At 73.1% G+C, this 26425-nt stretch carries 21 protein-coding genes; 13 read left to right on the top strand and 8 right to left on the bottom strand.

Features of this window, described 5'->3' with window-relative positions; translation table 11 throughout:
- Positions 1-99 precede the first annotated feature (99 nt).
- Positions 100-1086 carry a LacI family DNA-binding transcriptional regulator gene (locus tag IEZ07_RS21220; RefSeq protein ID WP_068895729.1) on the bottom strand — a complete coding sequence of 329 codons (987 nt, stop codon included), beginning with the start codon at positions 1084-1086 and terminating at the stop codon, positions 100-102.
- A gap of 177 nt (positions 1087-1263) precedes the next feature.
- Between IEZ07_RS21220 and IEZ07_RS21215 the strand changes: the two genes are divergently transcribed.
- Together IEZ07_RS21215 and IEZ07_RS21210 are read left to right on the top strand one after the other, a co-directional pair.
- Positions 1264-2484, top strand: a complete 1221-nt coding sequence (locus IEZ07_RS21215) for an ABC transporter ATP-binding protein (RefSeq protein WP_068895727.1) — start codon at positions 1264-1266, stop codon at positions 2482-2484.
- 293 nt (positions 2485-2777) lie between these two features.
- The gene (locus IEZ07_RS21210) at positions 2778-3611 is read left to right on the top strand and encodes an SAM-dependent methyltransferase (protein WP_191896334.1); all 834 of its coding nucleotides are present in this window, start codon (positions 2778-2780) and stop codon (positions 3609-3611) included.
- Positions 3612-3654: 43 nt separating this feature from the next.
- On the opposite strand, the gene IEZ07_RS21205 is transcribed toward IEZ07_RS21210, so the two are convergent.
- Positions 3655-4407, bottom strand: coding sequence for an SDR family NAD(P)-dependent oxidoreductase (locus IEZ07_RS21205; protein ID WP_191896333.1), 753 nt, complete (start codon positions 4405-4407; stop codon positions 3655-3657).
- A gap of 310 nt (positions 4408-4717) precedes the next feature.
- Here IEZ07_RS21205 and IEZ07_RS21200 point away from each other — a divergent pair, with 310 nt between their 5' ends.
- Positions 4718-7729: a patatin-like protein gene (locus IEZ07_RS21200; RefSeq protein ID WP_191896332.1), complete on the top strand. Its 3012-nt coding sequence runs from the start codon at positions 4718-4720 to the stop codon at positions 7727-7729.
- An 18-nt stretch (positions 7730-7747) separates the two neighbouring features.
- Here the strand turns inward: IEZ07_RS21200 and IEZ07_RS21195 are convergent, their stop codons facing one another.
- Entirely contained in the window at positions 7748-8131 is a 384-nt protein-coding gene (locus IEZ07_RS21195; RefSeq protein WP_191896331.1) for a carboxymuconolactone decarboxylase family protein, read from the bottom strand.
- 503 nt (positions 8132-8634) lie between these two features.
- On the opposite strand from IEZ07_RS21195, the gene IEZ07_RS21190 reads away from it, so the two are divergent.
- Together IEZ07_RS21190 and IEZ07_RS21185 are read left to right on the top strand one after the other, a co-directional pair.
- A complete protein-coding gene (locus tag IEZ07_RS21190; protein ID WP_191896330.1) occupies positions 8635-9318 on the top strand; it encodes a hypothetical protein in 684 nt (227 codons plus the stop codon).
- A 14-nt stretch (positions 9319-9332) separates the two neighbouring features.
- Positions 9333-12353, top strand: coding sequence for an AAA family ATPase (locus IEZ07_RS21185; RefSeq protein WP_239320303.1), 3021 nt, complete (start codon positions 9333-9335; stop codon positions 12351-12353).
- A gap of 45 nt (positions 12354-12398) precedes the next feature.
- Here IEZ07_RS21185 and IEZ07_RS21180 read toward each other — a convergent pair whose 3' ends face one another.
- Both IEZ07_RS21180 and IEZ07_RS21175 read right to left on the bottom strand, forming a co-directional pair.
- The gene (locus IEZ07_RS21180) at positions 12399-12635 is read right to left on the bottom strand and encodes a DUF397 domain-containing protein (RefSeq protein WP_373868869.1); all 237 of its coding nucleotides are present in this window, start codon (positions 12633-12635) and stop codon (positions 12399-12401) included.
- 28 nt (positions 12636-12663) lie between these two features.
- Positions 12664-13479 (bottom strand): helix-turn-helix domain-containing protein, encoded by an 816-nt coding sequence (locus tag IEZ07_RS21175; RefSeq protein WP_239320305.1) that lies wholly within the window; start codon positions 13477-13479, stop codon positions 12664-12666.
- Positions 13480-13669: 190 nt separating this feature from the next.
- Between IEZ07_RS21175 and IEZ07_RS21170 the strand changes: the two genes are divergently transcribed.
- Positions 13670-14077 carry an ATP-binding protein gene (locus IEZ07_RS21170; RefSeq protein WP_191896328.1) on the top strand — a complete coding sequence of 136 codons (408 nt, stop codon included), beginning with the start codon at positions 13670-13672 and terminating at the stop codon, positions 14075-14077.
- A 194-nt stretch (positions 14078-14271) separates the two neighbouring features.
- Positions 14272-16098, top strand: a complete 1827-nt coding sequence (locus IEZ07_RS21165) for a M14 family metallopeptidase (protein WP_191896327.1) — start codon at positions 14272-14274, stop codon at positions 16096-16098.
- 67 nt (positions 16099-16165) lie between these two features.
- Here IEZ07_RS21165 and IEZ07_RS21160 read toward each other — a convergent pair whose 3' ends face one another.
- Entirely contained in the window at positions 16166-16975 is an 810-nt protein-coding gene (locus tag IEZ07_RS21160; protein WP_191896326.1) for a class I SAM-dependent methyltransferase, read from the bottom strand.
- Positions 16976-17145: 170 nt separating this feature from the next.
- On the opposite strand from IEZ07_RS21160, the gene IEZ07_RS21155 reads away from it, so the two are divergent.
- The gene (locus IEZ07_RS21155; RefSeq protein ID WP_191896325.1) at positions 17146-17469 is read left to right on the top strand and encodes a hypothetical protein; all 324 of its coding nucleotides are present in this window, start codon (positions 17146-17148) and stop codon (positions 17467-17469) included.
- A 469-nt stretch (positions 17470-17938) separates the two neighbouring features.
- Positions 17939-19834: a LamG domain-containing protein gene (locus tag IEZ07_RS21150; protein ID WP_191896324.1), complete on the top strand. Its 1896-nt coding sequence runs from the start codon at positions 17939-17941 to the stop codon at positions 19832-19834.
- Between the two features lie 105 nt (positions 19835-19939).
- On the opposite strand, the gene IEZ07_RS21145 is transcribed toward IEZ07_RS21150, so the two are convergent.
- A complete protein-coding gene (locus IEZ07_RS21145; RefSeq protein WP_204054491.1) occupies positions 19940-21475 on the bottom strand; it encodes an aldehyde dehydrogenase family protein in 1536 nt (511 codons plus the stop codon).
- 143 nt (positions 21476-21618) lie between these two features.
- Here IEZ07_RS21145 and IEZ07_RS21140 point away from each other — a divergent pair, with 143 nt between their 5' ends.
- Positions 21619-21894: a hypothetical protein gene (locus IEZ07_RS21140; RefSeq protein ID WP_191896322.1), complete on the top strand. Its 276-nt coding sequence runs from the start codon at positions 21619-21621 to the stop codon at positions 21892-21894.
- A gap of 28 nt (positions 21895-21922) precedes the next feature.
- Here the strand turns inward: IEZ07_RS21140 and IEZ07_RS21135 are convergent, their stop codons facing one another.
- The gene (locus IEZ07_RS21135; protein WP_068895700.1) at positions 21923-22357 is read right to left on the bottom strand and encodes a cupin domain-containing protein; all 435 of its coding nucleotides are present in this window, start codon (positions 22355-22357) and stop codon (positions 21923-21925) included.
- A 227-nt stretch (positions 22358-22584) separates the two neighbouring features.
- Here IEZ07_RS21135 and IEZ07_RS21130 point away from each other — a divergent pair, with 227 nt between their 5' ends.
- From IEZ07_RS21130 to IEZ07_RS21120, 3 genes are read left to right on the top strand one after another with little or no spacing between them, the layout of a single operon-like run.
- Entirely contained in the window at positions 22585-23883 is a 1299-nt protein-coding gene (locus IEZ07_RS21130) for an SWIM zinc finger family protein (protein WP_191896321.1), read from the top strand.
- Positions 23880-25316, top strand: a complete 1437-nt coding sequence (locus tag IEZ07_RS21125; protein ID WP_239320307.1) for a DUF5691 domain-containing protein — start codon at positions 23880-23882, stop codon at positions 25314-25316. The genes IEZ07_RS21130 and IEZ07_RS21125 overlap by 4 nt, the downstream gene beginning before the upstream one ends.
- A complete protein-coding gene (locus IEZ07_RS21120) occupies positions 25313-26380 on the top strand; it encodes an ATP-binding protein (RefSeq protein ID WP_068895698.1) in 1068 nt (355 codons plus the stop codon). The genes IEZ07_RS21125 and IEZ07_RS21120 overlap by 4 nt, the downstream gene beginning before the upstream one ends.
- Positions 26381-26425 lie beyond the last annotated feature (45 nt).

Here is a 26425-nt window from a genome sequence, read left to right as displayed (position 1 = left end):
TGAGTCCCGGGACATCCCCGGCCGGAGCCGTGCGGCCGCGCGGCTACGAGGCGGAGCCGTACGGCCGCGCGGGCCGTGCCCGCCGTACGGCGGTGCGGCTCACGAGGCGCGCCGGGGGCCGCAGCTGCCCCTGACGACGAGCTCGGTGGGGAGCAGCACGCCGCGCGGGCGGCGGCCCCCCTCGCGCAGCACCAGCTCGGCCGCGCGGTAGCCGATGTCCTGCGCGGGCTGGGCGATCACGGTCAGCGGCGGGGAGCAGAGCTCGGCCCAGGGCACGTCGTCGAACATGATCATCGACAGGTCCTTGGGCACCCGCAGGTCCAGCTCCCGGGCGGCCAGCACGGCGGCCTCGCCCAGCAGGTTGCCGCCGGCCAGCACGGCCGTCAGGTCGGGGCGGTGCTGCAGGAGCCCGGCCGCCGCCGCGTAGGCGGAGTCGCGGCTGCCGCGGGCGAAGACGATGAGCTCCTCGTCCACCAGGGCGCCCAGCGCCTGTCGGAAGACCGCCACGCGCTGCTCCTGGCCGGGCCCGCCGAGATAGGCGATGCGCCGGTGGCCCAGCCCGGTCAGGTAGTCGACCGCGGTCCGCACCCCGCTCCGGTCGTCGGCCAGCACGGCGGGCACGTCGCCGTGGCCGGCCGCCGAGCGGTGGGCGAACACCGTGGTCAGCCCGGTCCGAAGGGTCGGCGCCCAGATCTCCGCGTCCCCGGCCGGGACCGCGACCACCCGGCCCACGCCCTGCTCCAGCAGCATGCCGATCTGCTCCGCCTCGCGCTCGGCGTCGTCGCCGGTCGTGCCGAGGATCACCGGTTCGCCAGCGGCCCGCGCGCAGGCGAGCACGCCGTCGGCCAGCCGGCCGTAGAAGCTGTCGGTGATGTCGGGCACCAGCAGCCCGATCCCGCCGGAGCGCTGCTGGCGCAGGTTGCGGCCGAGCGCGCTGGGCCGGTAGTCGAGCTGGGTCGCGACGGCCAGCACCCGCTCCCTGGTCTCGGGACTGGCCGAGCCGCCCGACAGGACCCGCGAGACCGTGGCCACGCCGACGCCGGCCGCCTCCGCCACGTCCTTGATGGTCGTCCTGCGCGTGTTCATGGAAACGATTCCATCATGTTTTCCGTGCTCGCTCCAGCACGGAGGGATAACAGAGGCGCTGATGACGGCCTAAAACAGGCTTTTCTCTTGACAGGGATGTCCGGTTCGGGTGAGATGCATGAAAACGTATCCACTATCGGGTGAACGCGGGGTTGGCCCGAGGCGTTAAGGACTTCCATGGCTTCCATCGTTCTCAGCAACGTCGACAAGATCTACGCGGGCGGCGTGAAAGCCGTGAACGGCCTCAACCTTGAGATCAAGGACGGCGAGTTCATGGTGCTGGTCGGTCCGTCCGGCTGCGGCAAGTCCACCGCGCTGCGGATGATCGCCGGCCTCGAGGACATCAGCGGCGGCGAGATCATCATCGGCGACCGGGTGGTCAACCACCTGCCGCCGAAGGACCGCGACATCGCGATGGTCTTCCAGAACTACGCGCTCTACCCGCACATGACCGTCGAGGAGAACCTCGCCTTCGGTCTGAAGCTCCGCAAGATGCCCAAGGCGGAGATCTCCAAGCGGGTCAACGAGGCCGCCAAGATGCTCGGCCTGGAGCAGTACCTCAAGCGCAAGCCGGCCGCCCTCTCCGGTGGTCAGCGCCAGCGTGTGGCGATGGGCCGCGCCATCGTGCGTGAGCCGCAGGCCTTCCTCATGGACGAGCCGCTGTCCAACCTGGACGCCAAGCTCCGCGTCTCCATGCGCGCCTCCCTCAACACGATGCACGAGCGCCTGGGCGTGACCACCGTCTACGTCACCCACGACCAGGTCGAGGCCATGACCCTCGGCGACCGCGTCTGCGTCCTGCGCGACGGCCTGCTCCAGCAGGTCGACACCCCGCAGAACCTCTTCGACAAGCCGGTCAACCTGTTCGTCGCGGGCTTCATGGGCTCCCCGTCCATGAACTTCGTCAACGCCGAGCTGATCCGCACCGAGGGCGGCGCCGCCGTGGCCTTCGCCGGTTACAAGCTGCCGGTCCCGGACTCGACCTTCGCCGAGAAGGCCGGTCTCGACCAGTACATCGGCAGGAAGATCATCCTGGGCATCCGCCCCTCCGACTTCGAGGACGCCGTCGCGGCCAACGGCCACGCCGGCGGCTGGGTCCGCCTGCCGGTCCGCGCCGAGGTCACCGAGGAGCTGGGCTCCGAGATCAACGTCCTGTTCCTGATCGACGCCCCGCCGGTCCAGCACCAGGACACCGTGGCCGCCGCCGACGCCGGCGACGACGAGGACGCGACCCTGCCGCTGGTCGGCGACAAGTCGCTGTGGACCGCCCGGGTGAACTCCCGCAGCCACGTCCGCCCCGGCCAGAACATCGAGCTGGTCGTGGACACCCACAACCTGCACTTCTTCGACCCGGCCTCCGGCCTGGCGATCGGCCACGCGGCGAACGCCCGCATCTGACCATCCCCGTAGGACGACTGGGCCCGTGCCGCGACCCCCTCCCGCGGCACGGGCCCAGTCGCGTCCCCGCAGGGGCATCCGCGCACGTCCCGGGCGGCGCGGCGTCCCGGGGGCGCGGGCGGGCGGACCGTTCTCCGCCCCGCCAGGGAGACGACCGGCGGGACCGCGCGTCGGCACGGAACCTCGTCGGAATGTTTCGTAGTTGCCCTGAAACTTTCAACCCGGGTGTTGTGCGCAAGTTATGCTCCAGTCGCGATCAGCGGTGATCAACCGGAAACGGCGGAAGGCGGACCATGAACGACGGCGCCCAGGAACTCCGATGGAATCACCAGGACCCCGACTACCTGCCGCCGGAGATCGACACCAGCAAACCCAGCATCGCCCGCGTCTACGACGCCTTCCTCGGGGGCAAGGACAACTTCGCGGCCGACCGGGCCGTCGCGGCCGAAGGGATGCGCCACTTCCCCGACCGCGGCGAAGGCGCACGGCAGAACCGCGCGATGCTGTTCCGCGGGGTGAGATTCATGGCCGAACAAGGCATCGACCAGTTCCTCGACATCGGCTCAGGCCTGCCCACCATGGACAACACCCACTCCGTCGCCCAACGCGTCAACCCCGGCGCGAAAGTCGTCTACGTCGACAACGACCCCATCGTGCTCGCCCACGCCCGAGCCCTCCTGCAGACCAACGACGACACCCGTGTCATCACCGCCGACATGCGCCGACCGGACACGATCCTTCGCCATCCCCAGATCGAGGGCTTTCTCGACCTGTCCCGGCCGATCGGCCTCCTCATGGTCGCCGTGGTCCACCACCTCGGCGACGCCGAAGACCCCCACGGCCTCGTCGATCGCTACAAAGCCGCACTCGCACCGGGCAGCTACCTGCAACTCACCCACTTCTGCTCGTGCGCACCGGAGGTCCGAGCCCTGGAAGGAGTCCTGCTGAAGATGCTGGGCACCGGCCGGGCCCGGGACATGCCGGAGATCCTCGGCTTTTTCGACGGCCTGGAACTGGTCGAACCGGGAGTGGTCCACCTTCCCGAGTGGAGACCCGGACAGCCGGTCCGCACCCCCCTCGGGCTGGGCGGCATCTGCATCGCGGGGGGAGTGGGCCGCAAACCCTGAACGGATCCGGCCGCCCGCCGGGGCCCGGGTCTCCGGGCCCCGGCTACTTCCGGCCGATGCGGCGGGAGATCCGGGAGGTCAGGTTGAGCGGCAGGAGCCTGCCGACCGCGACGATCGCCTTGTAGCGCAGGTCGGGCACGCTCACCCGCACGCCCCGGGCCAGATCGCGCATGGCCTCGTCGACGACGTCGTCGGCCGAGAGCCACAGGAAGCCGGGGATGCCGGAGACGTTCATCGAGGCGCGCTCGTGGAACTCGGTGCGGACGAAGCCCGGGCACAGCGCCATCACCCGGACGCGGCCGCCGTCCAGCTCGGTGGCCGCGGACTCGCTGAAGTTGACCACCCACGCCTTCGACGCGCTGTAGGTGCCCCGGGTGAAGAAGGCCGCCACCGAGGCCACGTTGACCACCGCGCCCCGGTCGCGCTCCCGCATCCCCGGCAGGGCCGCCAGCGTCAGCCGGAGCACCGCCTCGCAGTGCACCTTCAGCATGCGCAGCTCGTCGGCGACCGGGACGTCGAGGAACGCGCCGCGCAGGCCGAACCCGGCGTTGTTGACCAGCAGGTCGACACCCTCACGCAGCCGCCGCTCGACCGCGGCCAGGCCGTCCTCGCTCGCCAGGTCGGCGGGGAGGACCTCGGTCTCCACGCCGTAGCGCAGGCGCAGCTCCTCGGCGCGGGCGAGGAGGCGTTTCTCGTCGCGGGCGACCAGGACGAGGGAGAAACCGTCGGCGGCCAGGCGGCGGGCGAACGCGGCGCCGATGCCGGCGGTCGCGCCCGTGATCAGTGCGGAAGGCATGCCCGCAGTCTATTGAAAGGCTGCCCGCGGGCTCCGGGAGGACCCCGCCCGCGCCGCGAGGGCCGGAACGCGGCCTCTCCGCGAACCGGTGGAAGGAGGGGCGGAGGACGCGGTGGAGGCGTGGCGCCGGAGCCGGGCCCCGTCCCGCCGGGACCCGGGCAAAGGGGAGCCGGGCAAAGGGGAGGTGAAATCCGGGTTCCGATCCGGTCGGCTTTCCGGGCGGACCGGCCGGGTCTCAGGGGCGGCGCCCCCGCCGGGCGCTGTCATGGAACCGGTCGCGAGGCAGGGCAGGACCGATCCGGGGAGCGCGATGGGAGCACGGAACACACCCTCCGCCGTCGTCCCGGACGACGACCGTGAGGACATCCGGATCGCCGTCGTGATGAACGGCGGCGTCAGTCTCGCGGTGTGGATGGGCGGGGTGGCGAACGAGATCAACCGGCTGGCCCTGAGCTCACCGGGCGCCCGCGGGACCCGGAAGGCCCGCGGCGCCCGTACGGCCCGTGAGGAGTGCGAGGCCGGCGGGGAGGTATACCGGGGCCTGCTGGAGCTGGTGGGCGCGACGGCCCGGGTGGACGTGATCACGGGCACGTCGGCCGGGGGGATCAACGGCGCCGCGCTGGCGTACGCCCAGGTGTACCGGGCCGATCTGCGGCCGCTGGGCCGGGTGTGGGCCGACACGGGGTCGCTGGTGCGGCTGCTCCGCAGCCCCGCGTCCCCGCACCGGCCCTCCCTGCTGCGCGGTGACGGCCACCTCCTGCCGGAGCTCGCCGGGGCCTTCGACCGGCTGGTCCCCGCCCACCGGCGGCCGGACCGGTACGTCCCGCCGCGCGACCGGCCGATCGACCTCATGATCACGGGCACCCTGATGAACGGCGAGCACGTGCCGTTCCACGACGACTTCGGCAGTCCCGTCACCGAGATCGACTCGGCGGGGATGTTCCGCTTCGCCCGGGACGCGGGCACGCGGCCGGAGGAGGACCCGTTCCACTTCTCCCACGACGTCGTGCACCGGCTGGCGCTCGCCGCCCGGTGCACCTCCTCGTTCCCCGTCGCCTTCGAGCCGGGGTTCGCACCGGTCGGCGACCGCGGACCGGACGGGCTCCACCCCGACCTGGGCGCGGCCGGAGCCCGGCCCGCGGTCGCCTCCTTCGCCCCGAGCCGCTACGTCCTGGACGGCGGCGTCCTGCTGAACCGGCCCGTGGAGCCGGCGCTGGCGGCGATCTACCGGCAGCCGGCGGAGCGCCAGGTGCGGCGGTTGCTGATGTACGTCAACCCCGCGCCCGCGCCGGCCGGCCCGGAGGAGCCCGCCCGCCACGACTCCCCGCCGGAGCTCGGGGACGTCCTGGAGGCCCTGTTCCGGCTGCCCTTCGAGCAGTCGGTGGCCGAGGAGCTCAGGCGGATCGAGGAGAGCAACGCACGCGTGCGCGGGCGCCGGGCGGAGCGGCCGGCCCTGCTGGGGGTACTGGACTGCGCGCTCGCCGCCAGGCTCATGCCCGAGTACGCGCGGGCGCAGACGCGCCGCGAGGCCGCCCGGATCCACGCCGCCGCCGTCCGCGCGGGGGAGCGGGCGGCGGGCTGGCGCAGGGACGACTTCGAGGCCGCACTGGCCGCGTGCGCCGGGGCGCACGACGTGGTCCGCCAGGTGCCCGCCGGGCTGCCCGGAGACGATCCGGCCACCGCGGACTGGGACTGGGGCTTCGAGGCGATCGAGCAGGTGGGCGAGATCGCCGTCGACGTCCTCAAGCGCGCCATCTGGCTGGCGCCGCTGCCCGACCGGGAGCTCCGCCGCAGGTTGCGGGAGCGCAGGCGCGAACTCCACGACGCGCTCGCGGACCTGGCGGAGGCGCGCCGGGAGGAGGAGGGGGCCTGGGCGGGGCGCGTCCGGTCGCTCCCTTCGCCGCCGCCCGATCCGCGCCACCGCCGGCGCGTGCTGTACGGCTGGCTGGCCGGGGCGACGGCCCGGACGACGTCCGACGGCAGGCCGTCGGCGGCGGCGGAGGCGGCCGCGCGGCGGGGCGGGATCGCGCTGCGGATCGCCGCCGTGCTGACCGGGGCCCGCGACGACCTCTGGCGCGCCGCGGGCGAGGCCGGCGGGGAGGGCCCGCCGGGGGCCGCGGACCCGGCCGGCGGGGCGGTGCCGCCGCAGGCCGAGGACCGGGTCGGCGGGGAGGGCCCGCCGGGGGCCGCGGACCCGGCTCGCGGGGCGGTGCCGCCGCAGGCCGAGGGCCCGGCTCGTCAGCCGGGGACGTCGCGGGCCACGGTCCCGGCCGCCGCCTGCGAGGCCGGGCGCCTGCGGGACCTGCTGGCCGAGCTGGCCCCCGGGGAGGGGACGGCGTCGCCCGCTGCGGCGCTCCGCCGGATGCTCGCCGTCGGCGTCTGCCGGCTCGCCGTCGCCGGTGAGCCGCCGGAAGTGGAGCAGGAGGTCGTCCTCCAGCAGATCAGCGCCCGGACGCCGAACCCCTTCGGCGGCGGTGAGGGGCCGGGGAAACTCGCCGGGGCCAAGCTCGGCCAGTTCGGCGCCTTCTACAAGAAGTCCTGGCGGGTGAACGACTGGATCTGGGGTCGTCTGGACGGGGCGACCCGGATGGTGCAGGCCGTACTCGACCCGGCGCGCCTGCTGCAGCTCGGGCTGTCCCCGCAGGAGGCGTACCGGGGGCTGCGCGCCGTCGCGGTCGGCGGGAGGTTCGCCGGCGAGCTGGCGGCGCGCTTCGACGGCGACCGCGAGCGGATCGAGCGGGAGCTCGCCTTCCTGGGCGCCGGGAGGGAAGCAGGCGGCCCGGCCCCGGTGGAGTCGGACGGTTCCGGGCCGGTGGAGCCGGGCGGCCCGCTCCCGGTGGGGCCGGGCGGCCCCGCGCCGGGCCCGGAGCTGACGGCCACGGTCCTGGCGGTCGCGCGCCGGCTGCACGCGGAGATCCTGGCCGAGGAGCTGGACGGCCTGGCCGAGGCGGTACGGGAGGACTCCGCCGCGGGCGCCCGGCAGGGCCCCGGTGCGCGGCGCTTCCTGGAGGCGTGGGAGGGGCGGCCGGAGCCGCCGCCGATGGAGTTCCTCCTCGCGGCCTTCGCGCAGGCGAAGATCGGTGAGGAGCGGTTCGCCGACGAGGTGGGCACGCCGCTGTTCCTGCACACGGCGGGCCGGGCCGGGGCGGTGGGGGCCGCGGTGATCGTCTCGGCGCTGGGGTCCGCGCTCCGCCCGGCGCGCCTGGTGGAGCTGCCGTGGTCGGTGGCCGGCGCGGTCGGGCAGGAGATCGCGACCCGGGTCCGGACCGGCCGGCGGGAGGCCGGAGGGCTGCTGCGGCGGCTCCTCGAGCACGGGCAGTGAGTCCCGGCGCCCCGCCGGTCAGTCCTTCATGAACCGGCTGAGCAACTCCTCGACCTGCACGTTGAGCCGGGCCCCCCGGGGCCAGCCGGCGTAGTGGGTCAGGAAGATGACGATCTCGCGGAGCTCGTCCGGGGTCAGCTCCCCGGTGCGCAGCGCCGCGTCGAGCTGGAGCTCGACGTCGCCGTCCATTCCCTGCCCGACGAGCAGGCCGAGCAGGAGCAGCCGCCGGTCGCGGAGGCTCAGTCCGTCGCGGGACCAGACCTCGGCGAACAGGTGCTCGACGGTCATGCCGAAGAAGTCGCCGGGGACGCCCGCGGGGTCGTCGTCACCGTGAACCTGCTTCATGATCTCCAATCCACGAGCCCGGCGGTCGGGAGCGGTGTCGTCAAGGTACTCGTCCATGGGTGCTCCGGTCGGCCGGTCGGGACGGACGCGACGGGCGGCGCCGCGATCCCTCCATCCTTGGCCGGTTCCGCGGTGAGCGGTAGCTCCTTCCCGCCAATAGTCACGACATATATGAACATCCCGCTGAGAAATCACCGAGGACGCCGGAACCGCCGCTCTCCGGGAGCGTGGACCCGCGCCGTCCGGCACAGTCCGAGATCGCACAACCGGGGGCCGCGTCCGGGCGCCGCCCCCGGCGGAGCCTTCGTGAAGCGCTCGTGAAGCGCTCGTCCCCCGGCGGTCCTCCGGGGCCGGTGCCCTGCGAGCCGCCCGCGACGACGTGGCCGTGCGCCGGGGATACGTCCGTTATAACCACTCCGCCGACACTCCGTAACAAATAGAGCCGATCCACCGCCAAGATTTGGTCAAGATTTCCAAGATTGCCGCCCGGAGAATGGGAGGGATACTCAAAAAACGGGCACGAATCTCTTGCCGACCCGCAAAGCGGAGGTACAGCCCTGGTGCGAAGTTCAAGGGCGCGGCTCGCCGCGACACCGGTGGCGCTAGTCGCCGCCCTGGCCGCAGGATGCGCAAGTCCCGAGTTCACCTACGTCCACGACGGCGACGGCCGGACCTACTTCAAGGTCCCGGCCGTCTGGCGGCAGATCGACCAGAAGGCCCTGGACGCCGTCCTGGAGCGGAGCGACCCCGAGTCGGCCACCGCACAGGTCCGCAAGCAGCTCGTCTGGTCGATCGCCTACGACGCCCACGCCCAGCCCGCCGTCCAGCACCTGTACGGCCTGGGCACCTCCGACGAGCCCTTCGTCTTCGCCCGGGTCGCCAAACTCCTGCCCTCCGAGCTGGACGGGCTATCCCTGAACGGCATGCGCGACGTGATCCTGCCCGTCTCCGAGGAGGTGCGCGCCCGGGCGGAGCAGATCCCCGGCTACCCGCTGACCGGCTTCGAGCTCCTGGCCGACGAGGTGCTCCACCCCGGCGACGGGGTGCGCGGGGTGCACGTGCGGTTCAACTACGCCGTCCAGGGCGCGGGGGTGCAGACCTTCGACCTCACCTCCTACCTGAGCGAGGACGGCCAGCGGCTCTCCACGATGCTGGTCCGCTGCTCGGCGGCCTGCTACCGCGAGCGCGCCGCGGAACTCGACAGGATCACCCAGTCCTTCAAGGTCAAGCGAGCCATCGGGTGAGGAGCAGCCCGCCTATGGAGATGAAGCCGCCCCCGTCCCCGCACCCCGAGGGCCTGCGCCCGCCCGGCACCGGCCCGACCGATCCGCGCGCCGAGACCCGCAAGCGCATGCCGCTGTGGGACCGGATCAAGTTCGTCCTCGTCCTGACGGTCGTCTACCTCGTCCTGGTCTGGAACCAGATGGCGGCCAACGAGGGCAACATGACGTTCCAGGAGGGGATGCTCAACGTCGCGTACGAGGCCCCGTGGATCTTCTGGCTGCTCGGCGCCGAGCTGCTGCGGCAGCTGCACTTCCTGGTCAGCGAGCGCTCCGCCGGATACCACCGGTTCTGGACCCGGGGGGTGTTCGGCGGCTTCGAGCGCTGGAGCCACCGCCGCTTCTCCGACTGGAACCGCTTCCGGACGGCCCGTGCGATCAAGTGGCTGTTCTGGATCGCGGTGCTGGCGCTCGTCCTCGGCGAGGTGCTGGACACCTCGCCGGCCATCGCGCTCTTCCAGGCCCCCGCGCTGCTCTGGCAGGCGCTGCCGTACGTCGCGCAGCTGGCCTTCGCGTTCTTCTTCATCGCCTTCCAGTTCATCGGCCTGTTCTGGCTGCTGTCGCGGGGCGGGGTGGAGACCTACTTCCCCGACGACATCACGACCCGCTTCTCCGACGTCTGGGGCCAGGACCACGTGGTCGAGCGGGTCAAGGAGAACATCGTCTTCCTGGAGCGGCCGGACGAGATCGAGGAGCGCGGCGGCTACGTGCCCAGCGGCCTGCTGCTGTGGGGGCCGCCGGGCACCGGCAAGACCCTGATGGCCGAGGCGGTGGCGGGGGAGACCGGCAAGCCGTACGTGTTCGTCGACCCCGGCGCCTTCGTCAACATGTTCATGGGCATCGGCATCCTGAAGGTGAAGTCGCTCTTCCGCAAGCTCCGCAAGCTCTCCCTGCGCTACGGCGGCGTGATCGTCTTCTTCGACGAGGCCGACTCCCTCGGCCGGCGCGGCTCCCTGGCCCAGCAGGGACCGCGGGGCGGCCCGGGCTTCTCCCCGCACTCCGGCGGCTGCCACGGGTTCGGCTACCTGTCGGAGGACACCCGGTGGCTGCTCCACCGGGCGGGCTCCCGCGCCGGTACGGCGGAGCCGGAGACCGGCCGCAACCGCTTCTTCATGGGCGGGAACATGGGCGGCGGCGGCGACCCCGGCACCCTGCAGGCGCTGCTGACCGAGCTGTCCGGCCTGAAGAAGCCGCGCGGCATCGTCAACCGGCACGTCCGGCGGCTGCTCGGCATGCGGCCCAAGCCGCCGCCGAAGTACCGGATCCTCGTCATGATGGCCACCAACATGCCCAACTCGCTGGACGAGGCGCTGCTGCGCCCGGGCCGGATCGACCGCATCTACAAGGTCGGCTACCCCTCCAAGGCGGGCCGGGTCCGCACCTACCGGGGCTACTTCGACAAGGTCAGGCACGAGCTGACCGACGAGCAGCTGGACAAGCTGGCCACCATCACGCCCTACGCCACCGGCGCCACGATCAAGGACCTGGTCAACGAGTCGCTGATCACCGCGATCCGGGACGGCCGGGAGGTCATCACCTGGTCCGACGTGACCCGGGCCAAGCGGCTCAAGCAGCTCGGCCCGCCCGAGGACGTGGAGTACATCGAGCGCGAGCGGCACGCGGTGGCCGTGCACGAGGCGTGCCACGCGGTGGCCGCCTACCGGACCCGCTACCACCTCGAGATCGACATCGCCACGATCGAGAAGGGCGCCGACTACCTCGGCATGGTCGCGAGCATCAAGCCCGAGGACCAGTTCACCCGGTGGAAGTCCGAGCACGAGGCCGACATCATGGTCTCGCTCGCCTCGCTGGCCGGGGAGCGGATGTTCTTCGCCGAGGACAACTCCTCCGGCGTCTCGGGGGACCTGTACTCGGCCACCTACCTCACCGCGCTGATGGAGGCGCACTGGGGTATGGGCCGCGGGGTCACGTCGGTGCCCGCCCTGCAGGAGCTGGAGATCATGGGCGGCAAGTCCCTGCCGAAGCCCGGCGGGGCCGGCGGCGCCCGGCCGGCGGGCGGCGGGAAGGGCATCAAGGCCCCGGACGTCCTCGGTGAGCGCATCGAGTACAACCTGGTGCGGCTGCTGGAGCGGACCGAGGAGCTGCTGCGGGAGCACCGGCGGGAGGTCCTCTGCCTCGCCCACGCGCTGGAGACGGACAAGACGCTGAACGGCGACGACGTGGTGGCGGTCCTGGAGCAGCGCCGGGGGCCGCTGGTCGACGGCTCGGTCTACGCCTCGGACGACTTCTACACCGAGATCGAGGAGTACCACCTGGAGGCGGCCCGGGCGCACCGCGAGCACAGCCGCGTGGCACGCGAGCTGCCCGTCCCGGCGGTCGTGCCCCGGCTCGAACCCGCCGCGCTGGTCCAGGGCGCGATCGTGACGGGCAACGGCCACGGCTCCCCGGCCGTCGCCGGGACCGCTCCGGCGGGACCCGAGTTCGTGCCGTGGGCGGAGGACCGCCCGGAGCCCTCATCGGCACAGTCGATGCCGCCGGCACCGCCGGAGTCCGGTCCGGTGCGGCCCGGCGGAGCGGAGCCGCGGCGAGACGGGAAGCCGCGGTACGGGGCGGGAGGGCCGCGGTACGAGATGGGGGAGCGGCCGGAGGAACACGGGACCGGAGGGGTCCGCAAGGGCCCGAAGCGGCGGCGGGGTCTGCGGCGGTTCGCGGTGGTCGCCGCCAGCCTGGTCGCGCTGGCCGCGTTCACGCTGCTCGGCGCGGACGCCCTCAGCGGCGGGAGGATCAGCACGGCGGCGGGCCTGGCCGGTGAGGCGGGGCGGGGCGCCTCCATGGCGGCGTTCGCCGCGGCGGTGATCGCCTGCGTGCTGACGGGGATCGCCTTCCTGGCGGTCCGGGCCGTCCAGGCCTCCCGGGCCAGGGCGGAGGCGGAGCGCGACCGGGCGGTGGAGCGGGCCCAGCTCCTGGCCGCCGCGCTCGATCCGGAGACCGCGATGCGCGTGCTGGGCTACGACGGCGGTGACCGCAGGCCGGGCTGAGAAAGGCCCCGGGGGAACCGGTGTCCGGTTCCCCCGGGGGATATGTCAGTCGAACTCGCCGGCCTTCACGCCTCCGACGAAGGCGTCCCACTCACTCTGGGTGAACGCCAGCGCCGGACCGTTCGGGTCCTTGGAGTCGCGTACGAGGTAGAGCTCATCGGCCTCGGCCTTGTGCGCGGCCAGGGCCGGGTCACCGGGCACGACGGCCACTTCCACGCAGTCGCCTCCGGTGCTGAGACTGCTCTTGCGCCACATGACGCGGGACGGATCCACAGTGGACACCCGCATTTCTCCTCTTCGTATCGGTTCTTCACAACTCTTTCGCCACCTGGGCGATGAAGGCCGCCGACGCCTCGGTGCCGAAGGCCATCGCTGTCAGGCTTCCGAACATCAGGGTGTACCGGCGCACCTCCTCCGGATCCTCCGGAACGAGCCCGCTCGCGGCCTGCTCCAGGTAGACCAGGTCGGGATCTTCGGGCTCGGGGAAGCTGAGCAGGCAGAACTTGCCGTCGACCGCGGCGTGCGCCCCCGCGGAGAACGGGATCACCCGGATCTCCACGTTGGGCAGCCTGCCGAGGTCGACCAGCCGCTCCAGCTGCTCGCGCATCACCTCGCGGCCGCCTACCCGGCGCCGGAGGACCGCCTCGTCGAGCACCGCGACGAGCTGGATCGGGTCACTCGAGCCGTGCAGCAACCGCTGGCGCGAGATGCGCACGGAGACCTTCTCATCCACTTCGGAGGGGGTGTGGGTGATGGAGGTCGCCTCGATGACGGCACGGGCGTACGGCTCGGTCTGCATCAGGCCGGGGACGACGAGCGGTTCGTAGGACCGCACGACCGAGGCCTCCGCCTCCAGCCCGATGTAGGAGTCGAAACCGGGCTTGAGGGCCTGGCGGTGGCGGTGCCACCACCCCCGCTGCCGGGCCTCCCTGGCCATCTGGATCAGGGAGTCGCGCTCCTGTCCGGTCACGCCGTACACGGTGGTGAGGGCCGCCACGTCCGTCGGCTTGGGACGGGTAAGGCCCGTCTCGTACCTCCAGATGGTGGTGTCGGTGGAGCCGATCCGTTCGGCCACCTCCACCCGTGACAGGCCGCTGTTCTCTCGCAGACGGTTCAGCTCGGCCATCAGGCGGCGATGCCGGGCGGTGGGACTTCTCCGGGACGCCACACCCGAACCTCCGATCTGCCGGCGGTAGAAACTGTGGAATTTCAATATGAGCTGTTGCAGTCCTTGATAGAAAGGTTCACCGTGAGTGAGTGTGCCATCCCAGAGCGGCGTCCGCATGGGAATGCATCCACCGGGGAATGAGGCGATCATGACGACCGGGCAGCAGACCGTTCCACCCCGATCCACGGTCACCCTCCATGGCGTGCCGGAGTCCGTGGCCCTGGCCCGGCGCCGCGTCAGGGAGCTGCTGGGCGAGTCCCATCCGGCCTGTGACGACGTGACGCTGCTCGTCAGCGAGGTCGTCACCAACTCGGTGGTCCACTCCGGCTCGGGCGGCGGAGGACGGGTGGCGATGACGGTGGCGGTGGGCCCGGACGCCGTGCTGGTGGAGGTGAGCGACGCCGGCTCGGGGCACTCGGCGCCGCACGTGCGCAACGAGCCCGAGGCGGAGAGCGGGCGCGGCATGTTCCTGGTCGACCTGCTGGCCGCCCGCTGGGGGATCCGGGAGAGCGACCCGCCGGGGCTCAGGACCCTCTGGTTCGAGGTCGCCTTCTGAGCCCCGGCGCCTTCCGGGCTGCGGCGCCTTCCGGGCTCCGGGGGTCCGTGCGCCCGGGATCCCCGGCCGCCGGGACCCGGCGGCCATAACTCCCGCATGATGTGGTGTTTGGGTCTTTGCTAACCGGCCGACTTGCCTGACCCTCGGTTCAGACGCGTGACAACCCCCCGACAACGCGTCTGAGGAGGATACGGGTGAGACGCCGTCTGACCGTCGGGATCGCCGCCCTGGCGCTGCTGTGCCTCGGCGCGACCGGGGTGGGAGCCTCCGCCGAGCCGCCGCCCAACAGCCGGTACAAGGTCGAGGGTCCGAGCGACTCCCGGCAGCGCAGCGCGGTCGCGGCCACCGGTGCCGCGATCGACCAGGTCGACCCCGCCTCGGTCGTGGTCACCGCGACCGAGGCCGAGGTCGCCGAGATCGAGAGGCTCGGCTACACCGTCACGAAGCTCGAGGTGCCCGCGCCGCCGCCGAAGTCGCTGGCCGACTTCCCGCCGGCCGACTCGGCGTACCACAACTACGCCGAGATGACCGCGGCGGTGAACAAGATCGTCGCTGACCACCCGACCATCGCCAGGAAGATCAGCTACGGCACCTCGTACGAGGGCCGCGACCTGATCGCCGTGAAGATCAGCGACAACGTCGCCACCGACGAGGCCGAGCCCGAGGTGCTGTTCACCCACCACCAGCACGCCCGGGAGCACCTGACCGTCGAGATGGCGCTGCACATCATGAACATGCTCACCGACGGCTACGGCGGCGACAGCCGCATCACGAACCTGGTGAACGGCCGCGAGATCTGGATCATGCCGGACCTCAACCCCGACGGCGGCGAGTACGACATCGCGACCGGCTCCTACCGTTCCTGGCGGAAGAACCGGCAGCCCAACTCCGGCTCGTCCTACGTCGGCACCGACCTGAACCGCAACTGGGCCTTCCAGTGGGGCTGCTGCGGCGGCTCCTCCGGCTCGGCGTCCAGCGACACCTACCGCGGACCCTCGGCCGCCTCCGCCCCCGAGGTCAGGGCGGTCGCCGACTGGGTGAACAGCCGGGTCGTCGGCGGCGTGCAGCAGATCAGGTCGCACATCGACTGGCACACCTACGGCGAGCTGATCCTGTGGCCGTACGGCTACACCTACAACGACACCGCGCCCGGGCTCACCCAGGACGACCACGACGCCTTCGAGGCGCTGGGCCGGAACATGGCCTCCACCAACGGCTACACCCCCCAGCAGGCGAGCGACCTCTACATCACCGACGGCTCGATCGACGACTGGATGTGGGGCGTCCACAAGATCTTCAGCTACACCTTCGAGATGTACCCGACGAGCGCGTCGCCGGGCTTCTACCCGCCCGACGAGCAGATCGGCCCGCAGACGACCCGGAACAGGGAGGCGGTCCTGCGCTTCCTGGAGTACTCCGACTGCGTCTACCGGATCACCGGCAAGGAGGCGCAGTACTGCTCCTCCGGACCGCCGCCGACGGCGGTCTACTCCGACGACTTCGAGACGGCGACCGGCTGGACGGCGAACCCGTCCGGCACCGACACCGCCACCTCCGGCCAGTGGGAGCGCGGTGACCCGGCGGCCACCTCCTCCAGCGGGACCAAGCAGCTCGGCACCACGGTCAGCGGCGTCAACGACCTGGTCACCGGCCGCCTGGCGGGCTCCTCGGCCGGCGCCTACGACATCGACGGCGGCGTCACGAGCATCCGCTCACCGGAGATCGCCCTGCCGAGCGGCGGGACGCTGAACCTGTCGCTGTCGTGGTACCTGGCGCACGGCTCCAACTCCTCCAGCGCCGACTACCTGAGAGTGAAGGTCGTCGGCCCGTCCGGGACGACCCAGGTGTTCCAGCAGCTCGGCGCGGCCACCGACCGCGACGGCGCGTGGGCGACGGCGACGGCGGACATCTCCGCCTTCGCCGGGCAGACCGTGCGGATCCTCGTCGAGGCGGCCGACGCCTCGGGAGCCTCCCTGGTGGAGGCCGGCGTCGACAACGTGAGGATCACCCAGGGATCCTGACCTCCGCCCCGGTGCGCGGCCGCCCCGCGGCCGCGCACCCCGGCGCTCCGCCGGGCCTGACGGAGGGTCAGGCCCGGCAGACCAGCTCCCCGTGGAGCAGCGACAGCCAGCCGTCCGGCGCTGCGGCCCAGGTCCGCCAGCCCGCGGAGACGCGGTGCAGCCGCTCCTCGGTCGCAGCGCCCGAGTCGAGGGCCTGGCGGGCCATGTCGGACTGCAGGATCCGCTCGGCCCACATGCCGCCCCACCACTCCCGGTCCTCCGGCGTCGCGAAGCACCAGGTGGAGGAGGTGGCGGTGATGTCGGTGAAGCCGGCGGCGCGGGCCCACGACAGCAGTCTGCGCCCCGCGTCCGGCTCGCCCCCGTTGGCCCGGGCGACCTGCTGGTAGAGGTCCAGCCACTCGTCCAGCTCGGGCAGCTCGGGGAACCAGGTGAAGGCGGCGTAGTCGCTGTCGCGGACCGCGACGATCCCGCCCGGCCGGCAGACCCGCCGCATCTCCTTCAGCGCCCGGACCGGGTCGCCCACGTGCTGCAGCACCTGGTGGGCGTGGACGACGTCGAAGGAGTCGTCGGGGAAGTCCAGCGCGTGCACGTCGGCCACGGCGAACTCGATGCCGGCCGTACCCCGCCGCTCCGCCTCGGCGCGGGCCAGGCCGAGCGCCTCGGCGGTGACCTCGGCGGCGGTGACGGCGCCCGGCGCGACCCGCTCGGCCAGGTCCGCGGTGATGGTGCCGGGACCGCAGCCGACGTCCAGCAGCGACATCCCCGGTGACAGGTGGGGGAGCAGGTACGCCGCGGAGTTCTCCGCGGTGCGCCAGCGGTGGGAGCGCAGCACCGACTCGTGGTGCCCGTGGGTGTAGACGGCGTCCTTCGTGGCCATGACCACTCCTTCGGTCGAGTGGATCGACCGTAGCACTTGTCTCAGAAGATGAGAGACATCGTCTCAATAAATGAGAAAGAGAGAATCGATATCGCTGTCTACTTGCTCTTATGGGGAAAAGAGGGCAAGACTCGAATGGGTCGTCACCGTCACCAACGGGGGTGGTTCACGTGCGCGACGAGTTCACCACGCATGAGGTGTGGTCGCTGGAGTGCCAGTGCTGCGGGCGCGTCTGGCAGGAGGAGTACGCCGTCCGCCACACGGCGGACGAGCGCGGCCACGAGGCCGTGATCTGGACCCAGGCGGGGGAGCCGGTCCAGCCCCCGTGGTCGGGGGTGGACTGCCCCGGTTGCGGAGCCTCCAAGGTGAGCGCCTTCCCGCAGGGGGGACGCCTGCGGCCGGCCGCCGCGCGGGTGGACGCGGGCTCCGGTCGTCCGCCGGTGGAGACGCTGTACTCCCCCGTCCCGCGCAAGCCGCCCGTCCCGCTCTACTGACCGCCTCCGGGGCCGGTCCGGCGTCGGTCCGGGAGCGCTCGCCTCGGGTCCGGCCCGGGGAGGGGAGGCCTCCGGGTGGGTCCCGCGTATGCCGGTGGATCCGCGGGGACCGCGCCGCAGCACGCGGCCCCCGCGGTCGGAGCGACCCCTTCGGGATCGCTCTCTGAGGGCATGCCGCGATCATGATGGGGAGAACCCCGCAAAACGGTAAAGACCTGGCGGAACGTCAGCCGGGTCCTGCCGTCGGCCCGGTCTTTTCCCGGCCCGTCCTCTCCCCGGGGGAAGACCTCCCCTGGAGAGGCGGTGGCGGACGGCGGCGACGGATCACGGCCGGGACGAGCCCGCGGCTTCCCGTGGCTCCGGGTCCGGCCCGCAGAGCGATGCGGCCTCGATCCGCGCAAGCCTGCGATCAAGGACGCATGATGTCCACAACAGAAGAGTCGGGGGATTCCTTTCACGGGGAGCGACATTGGGCAAGCACGGAAAGATCCTCGCCGCATGCGCGGGGCTCCTGCTCGGCACGACGCTGTTATCCGCCCCCCAGGCGGCCCTCGCCGCGGCCGATCCCGTCCCGGTGGCCGCCTACGGCATGGAGGAAGGAGCCGGAACCGTCATCGGCGACGCGTCGGGCCAGGGCCACACCGGTACGTCCGCGTCCGGCCTCCCGATCACGTGGGCGGGCGGGAAGTACGGCAGGGCCATCGCCTTGGACCGGAGGAGCAGGGTGACGGTGCCGGATGTCCCGTCTCTGCGCCTGACCTCGGCGATGACGGTGGAGGCCTGGGTGAATCCCGACACGGACCCGGTGAGCGGGGGACTGACCGTCTCCAAGGGCTCCTACGGCTTCTCCGCCACCACGGCGACCGTCGGCACCTCCCCCGCGGGCCGGGTCACCTTCCGGCCCCTGCCCGCGCGGACCTGGAGCCATCTCGCCGCCACCTACGACGGCCAGGCCCTGCGCGTCTACGTCAACGGGGCCCTGGTGGCCTCCCAGCCCGCCCAGGGCGCCATCGGCGTCGGCGCCACCCCGCTCGGCATCTGGGGGACAGGCCTCATCGACGAGGTGCGGATCTACGACACGGCCCTCAGCGAGGCCCAGATCAACGCCGACATGGCCGCACCGGTGGCCGGAGGGTCCCTGAACGGCCCGCCGACCGCGCCGGAGGCCCTGACCGCCGTCCCCGGGTACGGCAAGACCGTGCTCTCCTGGCAGGCGAGCACCGACGACGACGGGATCGCCGGCTACGAGGTCCACCGTTCCGCACGGGCGGACTTCACGCCCACGGGTTCGACTCTGCTGGGCACGGTGACCACCACGTCCTATACGGACGTCCCCAAATACCGTGACACCTATCACTACCGCGTGCGCGCGATGGACACCTCACACCGGCTCGGCCCGCTGTCCGAGCCGGCGTCCGCCAAGGCGATGGAACCCGACAGCCCGCCCGGTGCGCCGTGGGGGGTCAGGGCGTACGGCCACGGCGGCTGGGCGACCGTGTGGTGGGGTGGTGTTTCCGACGACCACCCCGTCCACACCTGGGAGATCCACCGATCGACGGCCTCCGGCTTCGCCCCGTCGGCGGCGACTCTCCTCGCCCTGGTCGACAGCCCGCCCTATGAGTACATGGACACCGTGCAGGAACCCGGTACGTACTACTACCGGGTCATCGGGGTGGACTCGGCCGGCCAGCGCGGCACGCCTTCGGAGGAGCAGCGCGCGGCGGTCGGCCCGGCCCCCGATCTGTCGCAGACCCTGGCCGCGGCCTACGGGATGAACGAAGGCGGCGGCACCACCGTGCGAGACGGCTCGGGCCGGGGCAACACCGGCACGGCCTACGGCGCCGGATGGGCCGACGGCAGATTCGGCACGTCCGTGGAGTTCTCCGCCGGGGGCGCGGTCCTTGTGCCGTCGTCGAAATCGCTGGGAATGACCACCGGCATTACCATGTCCGCCTGGGTCAACCCCACGCGTTCCAAGACGAGCGAGACGATCCTCCGGCGGGGGAGCCTGCAAGAGACCCTCGAACTGTTCACCGCCAAGTCCTCCGCGCCGTACGGCCCCCATGTCCACGCCTCCGACCGGATGAACAGCACGGTCACCGTCCCGAGCGGGCCCAGCCTGCCCACCGGAGTCTGGAGCCATGTGGCGGCCGTCCTCGAAGGCGAGACCGCCGTCCTCTACGTCAACGGAGAAGTGGCGCGGATGGTCCGGTGGAGTCCCCACCTGACCGAGGAGACGGGCCAGCTGAAGATCGGTGGTGACGGATTGAGCCCCTTCGTCGGCAGGGTCGACGAAGTCAAGACCTACAATGCCGCCCTCAGCCCGTCCCAGATCAAGGCCGACATGGAGACGCCCGTTCCCTGACGGCGGAGGTGCGGCCGGCGCGTCCGCGCTCCGGCCGCACCCGCGCTCCGGCACCGGCCTCGCCGGTGTCCGCCCCGACCGCGGGAACGCTCCCGGCCGGCCCCGTCAGAGGCGGAAGCCCGGGTCGGGGACGATCTCGGCGACGTCCATCTGGGCCTTCTGCAGGCGGCCGGAGTAGTCCCAGTTCATCGCCTGCCAGCGGGTGAACTGGTCGAGCACCCACACGCCCGACTGGCGGCTGCCGTTGCCGGACTTGCCGTTCCCGCCGAAGGGCAGGTGCGCCTCGGCTCCCGAGGTGGAGTTGTTGACGCTGACCATGCCCGCGCCGACGCCCGCGCGGAACCGGAAGGCCGCCTTCGGGTCGGTGGTGTAGATCGACGACGAGAGCCCGTACCCGGGCCGGTTGGCCAGCGCGATCGCCTCCTCCAGCGTGCCGAAGGAGGTCACCCCCACGATCGGGCCGAACGTCTCCTCCAGGAAGAGCCGGTCGTCGGCGCGCACGCCGTCCACGACCACCGGGTGGTAGTAGAGGCCGCCGGAGCCGGTGAAGCCGCCCCGGGGGTTCTCCGGCGTGATCCGGCCGACCGGGCCGGAGACGACCGTGTGGTGCGGCTCGATCCAGCCGAGGTACTCCTCATAGCGCTCGGCGAACCTGTGGTCCAGCAGCGGCCCGCAGAGCACCTCCCCGGCCGGGTCGCCGATCTCCGCCCCGGCCACGGCCGCCGTGTAGCGGGCGAGGAACTCGCCGTGCACGCTCTCGTGCACGATCACCGTCCCGAGCGACGTGCAGCGCTGCCCTGCCGTGCCGAACCCGGCGAACAGCGCGCCCTCCACCGCCAGGTCCAGGTCGGCGTCCGGCATGACGACCATCGGGTTCTTGCCGCCCAGCTCCAGGCACGGCGACTGCAGATGACGCCCGCACAGCTCGCCGATCCTCCTGCCGACCCCGCTGGAACCGGTGAACCCGACCTTGTGCACCGTGCCCTCCTCCAGGGCGGTCTCCAGCCCCGCGAAGGTCTGCTCCCCGTCGGCCAGGACGAGGTTCAGCACGCCGTCCGGGAGCCCCGCCGCGGCCAGCAGCCGGTAGAGCGCGTGCGCGGAGGCCGCGGCGTACTCGGCGGGCTTCCACACCACGGCGTTGCCGCACAGCAGCGCCGGGACCAGGTACCACGACGGCACCGCGACCGGGAAGTTCCCCGCGGTGACCACCGCCGCCACCCCGACGGGGACCCGGAAGGTGAACAGGCTCTTGTCCGGCATCTCCGAGGGGACGGTCTGCCCGTAGAGCCGACGCCCCTCGCCCAGGAAGAAATCGCAGGTGTCGACGATCTCCCGGACCTCGCCCAGCGCCTCGGCGTACGGCTTGCCGATCTCCCGGGTGACCAGCCGGGCCAGCGCCTCGGCGTTGGCCTCCACCAGCCGCCCGACCGAGGCGATCACCCGTCCCCGCACCGGCGCGGGCACCCGCGCCCACTCCGCCTGCGCGGCCGCGGCGGTGCGGCAGGCGGCGGCGAACGCGCCGGCGTCGGCCAGGTGGGCGCGCGCGACGACCTCGTCCACGCGGGAGGGGTTGATCGAGTCGTAGGCCGTGCCGCCGGTGGCTTCCTTGCCGCCGACGACGGAGAAGATGTCGAGGGTCACCGTTGACCTCCTTCTTAGGGCGTGTGCCCGCATTCTCCCCGTACTCCGGCGGCCCGTCACTTCCGCTCCGGCCGGGCGCGGAAACCGGAACGGGGCGGGAGCCGCGGAGTTAACGGCGGGGCCGCCCGGGCAGCGAAAGGGTCATGAGTCTGACAAGAGACGACCACAGCGTCGAGATCGGCGGCCACACGGTCTCGGTGACGGGCGACACCGGACCGGTCCACGCCACCTGGGTGCTCCTGATCGACGGCCGGGAGGCCGACCGCGCCAGGGCGGCCGGGGACTTCACCCTCCGCGGCGAGCTGCCCGACGGCTCGGCGGTGCGCGCGGCGGTGCACCAGAGCCTGGTCGGGCCCACCGAGGTCGTCGTCCACCACGGCGACGAAGCGGTCGCGCGGTTCAGGGGCTTCGTCGCCTGAGCATGGGAACGGCGCCGTCTCCGGCGCGTCAGTCCGCCATGCGGAAGTCGGCGAAGTCGAAGCCGGGGGAGACGACGCAGCTCACCAGCACGCCCTGGTCCCCGGCGGGACGGGCGGCCTGCCAGGTGCCGCCGGGGACCAGGGCCTGCGGGACCTGGCCGTCCTCCACCCCCGGGCCGAGCGTCACCGTGCGGACCGGCTGGCCTTCGTGACCGCCCAGGACCAGGGTCAGCGGTCCGCCCCGGTGCCAGAGCCACACCTCGTCGGAGCGGACCACGTGCGGGCGCGACTCCTCGCCGGGCTCCAGCAGGAAGTAGATCCCGGTGGCGGTGGCGCGCGGCCCGCCGTACCCGGGCGGGGCGAGGTCGCAGGAGGTGCGCCAGGTCTCCCGGAACCAGCCGCCCTCGGGATGGGGCAGCAGGTCCAGGGCCTCGGCGAGCGGAGGGCGGGAAGACGTCGTCACCGCACCGATCCTAGGCCGTCGCCGCCCCGGTCCCGGAGGGCGGACGGGACCGGGGCCGGGCACGCCCGGGACGGGCAGGCGGCGGTGAGAGCGTCCGGGACGGGCACGCGACGGGGAGTGCGGAGGTGAGGGCGTCCGGGACGGGCACGCGACGGGGAGCGCGGCGGTGAGGGCGTCCGGAACCATGATCGGAGGTTTTGTCGGGGCGCCCCGATAGCGTGCGGCACGTGATCGAACGGTGGAACCGGGACCAGGTGCTCGCGCTCGCGCCCGACGCCCCGTCCCAGAAGGCGGCCCAGGGGGTCTCCTCGCCCGGCAAGTGGTCGGGCGTCGGAGTCACCGCCGACGCGGTGTGGGGCGAGTGCAAGGGCAGCGGCTCCAAACCCTACCGGGCCTGCGTCGACCTGACCGAGCCCGCCTACAAGTGCACCTGCCCGAGCAGGAAGTTCCCGTGCAAGCACGCCCTCGGCCTGCTGCTGCTCTGGTCGGCCGGCGGCGTCCCGGACGCCGCCGAGCCCGCCGACTGGACGGCCGAGTGGCTCGACCAGCGCCGCGCCCGCGCGGCCAGGCCCGCCCGCGCCGAGCGGAGCGACCCGGCTCCCGACCCGAAGCGGGCGGAGCAGCGCGAGCAGCGGGTCGCGGCCGGCCTGGAGGAGCTGGAGCGCTGGCTGGCCGACCAGGTCAGGCAGGGACTGGCCGGGGCACGGCGGCACGACCAGTGGGACGGGCTGGTCAAGCGCCTGGTCGACGCGCAGGCCCCCGGGGTCGCGGGGACCGTCTCCCGCCTCGGCTCCGTCCTGACGGCCGAGGACTGGCCTGCCCGCCTCCTCGGCGAATACTCCCTGATCCACCTCCTGCTCACCGCCCACCGGCGTGCGGTCCCCGAGGGGGCGCCGGACGCGCTCGGCGCGGGGCTGCGGCAGACCGTGCGCACGCGGATCGGCTTCTCCGTCGCCAAGGAGGAGGTGCTCGCCGGCGAGACGGTCCGCGACCGGTGGGACGTGCTCGGGCGGCGCGACGAGGAGCAGGACCGGCTGACCACGCGGCGGGTGTGGCTGCGCGGCAGGACGACCGGCAGGGCCGCGCTCGTGCTCTCCTTCGCCCCCGCCGGGCAGGCGCTGGACGTCTCCCTGGTCACCGGCACCACGATGGACGCCGGCCTGGCGTTCTACCCCGGCTCGGCGCCGCTCCGCGCCCTGGTCGCGGAGCGCCACGGCGGGGTCTCCGCGGGCGCCCCGCCCGGCTCCTCCCTGGAGGAGGCCCTCGCGGAGGTGGCGGCGGCCCTGGCGGGCGACCCCTGGCTCGACTCGTGGCCGCTCGTGCTCGACCGGGTGGCCCCGGTAAGGGACGGCGGGTGGCTGCTCGGCGGCCCGGACGGCGGGCTCCCGCTGCACCCGTCGGCGGGCGTGCCCTGGCGGCTGCTCGCCGTCTCGGGCGGGCACCCGCTGACCGTCGCCGCTGAGTGGACCCCGCGCGGCCTGCTGCCGCTCGCCGCCTGGAACGAGGAAGGGCTGGTCGTGCTGTGAGCACTCCCGCGAACACCCCGCCGAGCACCCCCGCGACCGGCGTCGCGACCTCCTGGGAGGAGCTGGTCTCCACCGCCCTCGTCGGCACCGACCGCAGGCCGCTGCCCGGCGCGGCGGACCCGGCGGCGGAGCTGCTGGCGCAGGCCGCGGTGCACACCGTGCGGGCCCGCGCCGGGCGGCGGCCCCGCCCCGGGGAGCCGCTGGAGCCCGCCCCGGCCGAGGACCGGCCCGCCGTCCCGCGCGCCGCGGGCGACCGGCTGGCCCGGATCCTCGGCGGCGAGCAGGGCAGACTGCTCACCGAGTGGCTGCGGACCGCCGCCGGGCTCGGCCGCCGGGTCCCGGCGCACCTGCTGCCCGACCTGCTGGACCACGCCGCCCGCGACCGCTCGATCCGGCCCTACGCCGCCGTCCTCGCCGGGCGGCGGGGCCGCTGGCTGGCCCGGCTCAACCCGGCCTGGGACTTCCTGGACCAGGAGGCCGGGGCGGCCCGGCCGAGGCCGGAGGAGTGGGAGCTGGGCACACCCGGTGACCGCCGCGCCCACCTGGCCGCGTTGCGGGCCGCCGACCCCGCCGCCGCCCGCGAACTGCTCGCGGCGGCCTGGGAGAAGGAGACCCCCGACGACCGGGCGGCCTTCCTGGCGATCTTCGCCGACGGGCTCGGTCCCGAGGACGAGCCGTTCCTGGAGGCGGCGCTCGACGACCGCCGCCGCGAGGTCCGCCACCAGGCCGCCGACCTGCTCACCCGGCTGCCGGACTCCCGGCTGGCGCGGCGCATGGCCGAGCGGGCGGCCCGCTGCTTCACCGCGGCGGGCCGCCGGATCCTGGTCGATCCGCCGGAGGAGTGCGACGCCGCGATGGAGCGCGACGGCATCCGGTCCCGGCCGCCGCACGGCACCGGCGCCAGGAGCTGGTGGCTGCAGCAGCTGGTGGCCCGCACCCCGTTGCAGGTGTGGCCCGCTCTGCTCGGCCGCCCGCCGGGCGAGCTGGTCCGCGCGAAGATCCCCGACTGGGAGCGGGAGGTCACCTCCGGATGGGTCAGGGCGACCGTGCTCCAGCTCGATTCCGAATGGGCGCGGGAGCTGTTCGCCAGGGACCCGCTCGCCGACCTGCTGGCCGTACTGCCCCGCGAGGAGCAGGAGGCCGTGGCCGCCGGGTTCGTCCGGGGCCACGGCCTGGACGGGCAGCTCATCATGGTCCTCAGCGGCGCCGCCGCCCCCTGGGGGCCCGCACTGACCCGGGCCGTGCTGCAGAAGATCATCGATCTGTCCGGCACCCAGCCGTGGAACGTCGGCGAGCTGGCCAGGCTGGCCGGCGAGCGCGCCGACCCCGCCCTGCACGGCCTGGCCGAGCGCCTCTCGCTCGAACCCCCCATCCAGGAGGTCGCCGCCCTCCTGCGTTTCCGTGACGACATGCTGAAGGAGCTCATTCCATGACGACGGTGCTGCGCGCCCACGCCGAGGACCAGTACGCCGAGGAGCTGGCGGTGCTGGCCAAGGACGACGACCGGGCCAGGCCGCCGGGCTGGAAGCTGTCGCCGTGGGCGGTGACCACCTACATCCTCGGAGACGGCGACCGGATCACCCCGAAGTACATCGGACCCCGCCGCATCGTGGAGGTGGCGGTGGCGACGCTGGCCACCGACCGGGCGCTGCTGCTGCTCGGCGTGCCCGGGACCGCCAAGACCTGGCTCTCGGAGCACTTGGCCGCCGCGGTCAGCGGCGACTCCACGCTGCTCGTCCAGGGCACGGCGGGCACCGCCGAGGAGGCGATCCGCTACGGCTGGAACTACGCCCGGCTGCTGGCCGAGGGCCCGTCCCGGGACGCGCTCACCCCGAGCCCGGTGATGCGCGCGATGGCCGAGGGACGGATCGCCCGCGTCGAGGAGCTGACCCGGATGCCCTCCGACGTGCAGGACGCGCTGATCACCGTGCTGTCGGAGAAGACGCTGCCGATCCCGGAGCTGAACGAGGAGGTCCAGGCCGCGCGCGGGTTCAACGTCATCGCCACCGCCAACGACCGCGACCGCGGCGTCAACGACCTGTCCAGCGCGCTGCGCCGCAGGTTCAACACCGTGGTGCTGCCGGTGCCGGCCACCGCCGAGGAGGAGGTGGACATCGTCTCCCGCCGGGTGGAGCAGCTCGGCCGCTCCCTGGAGCTGCCCGAGACGCTGACCGGCCTGGAGGAGATCCGCCGCGTCGTCACGGTCTTCCGGGAGCTGCGGACCGGCGTCACCGAGGACGGCCGGACCAAGGTCAAGTCGCCCAGCGGCACCCTCAGCACCGCCGAGGCGATCTCCGTCATCACCAACGGCATCGCCCTGGCCGCCCACTTCGGCGACGGCGTGCTCCGCCCCTCGGACGTGGCCGCCGGGATCGCCGGAGCGGTGGTCCAGGACCCGGTCTCCGACCGCGTCGTCTGGCGCGAGTACCTCGAGACCGTCGTCCGGGAGCGCCAGGACTGGCGCGACTTCTACCGGGCGTGCCGTGACGCGGGCTGAGCCGCGGCCCCTCCCGCCGGCGGCCCCGGGCGGCCCCGGGACCAC

Source organism: Planomonospora parontospora, from assembly GCA_014647935.1.
In the GTDB taxonomy this organism is placed as follows: Bacteria; Actinomycetota; Actinomycetes; order Streptosporangiales; family Streptosporangiaceae; genus Planomonospora; species Planomonospora parontospora.
Note: the sequence above shows the minus strand (reverse complement) of the source record. Positions and strands in the feature narration are given on the sequence as shown.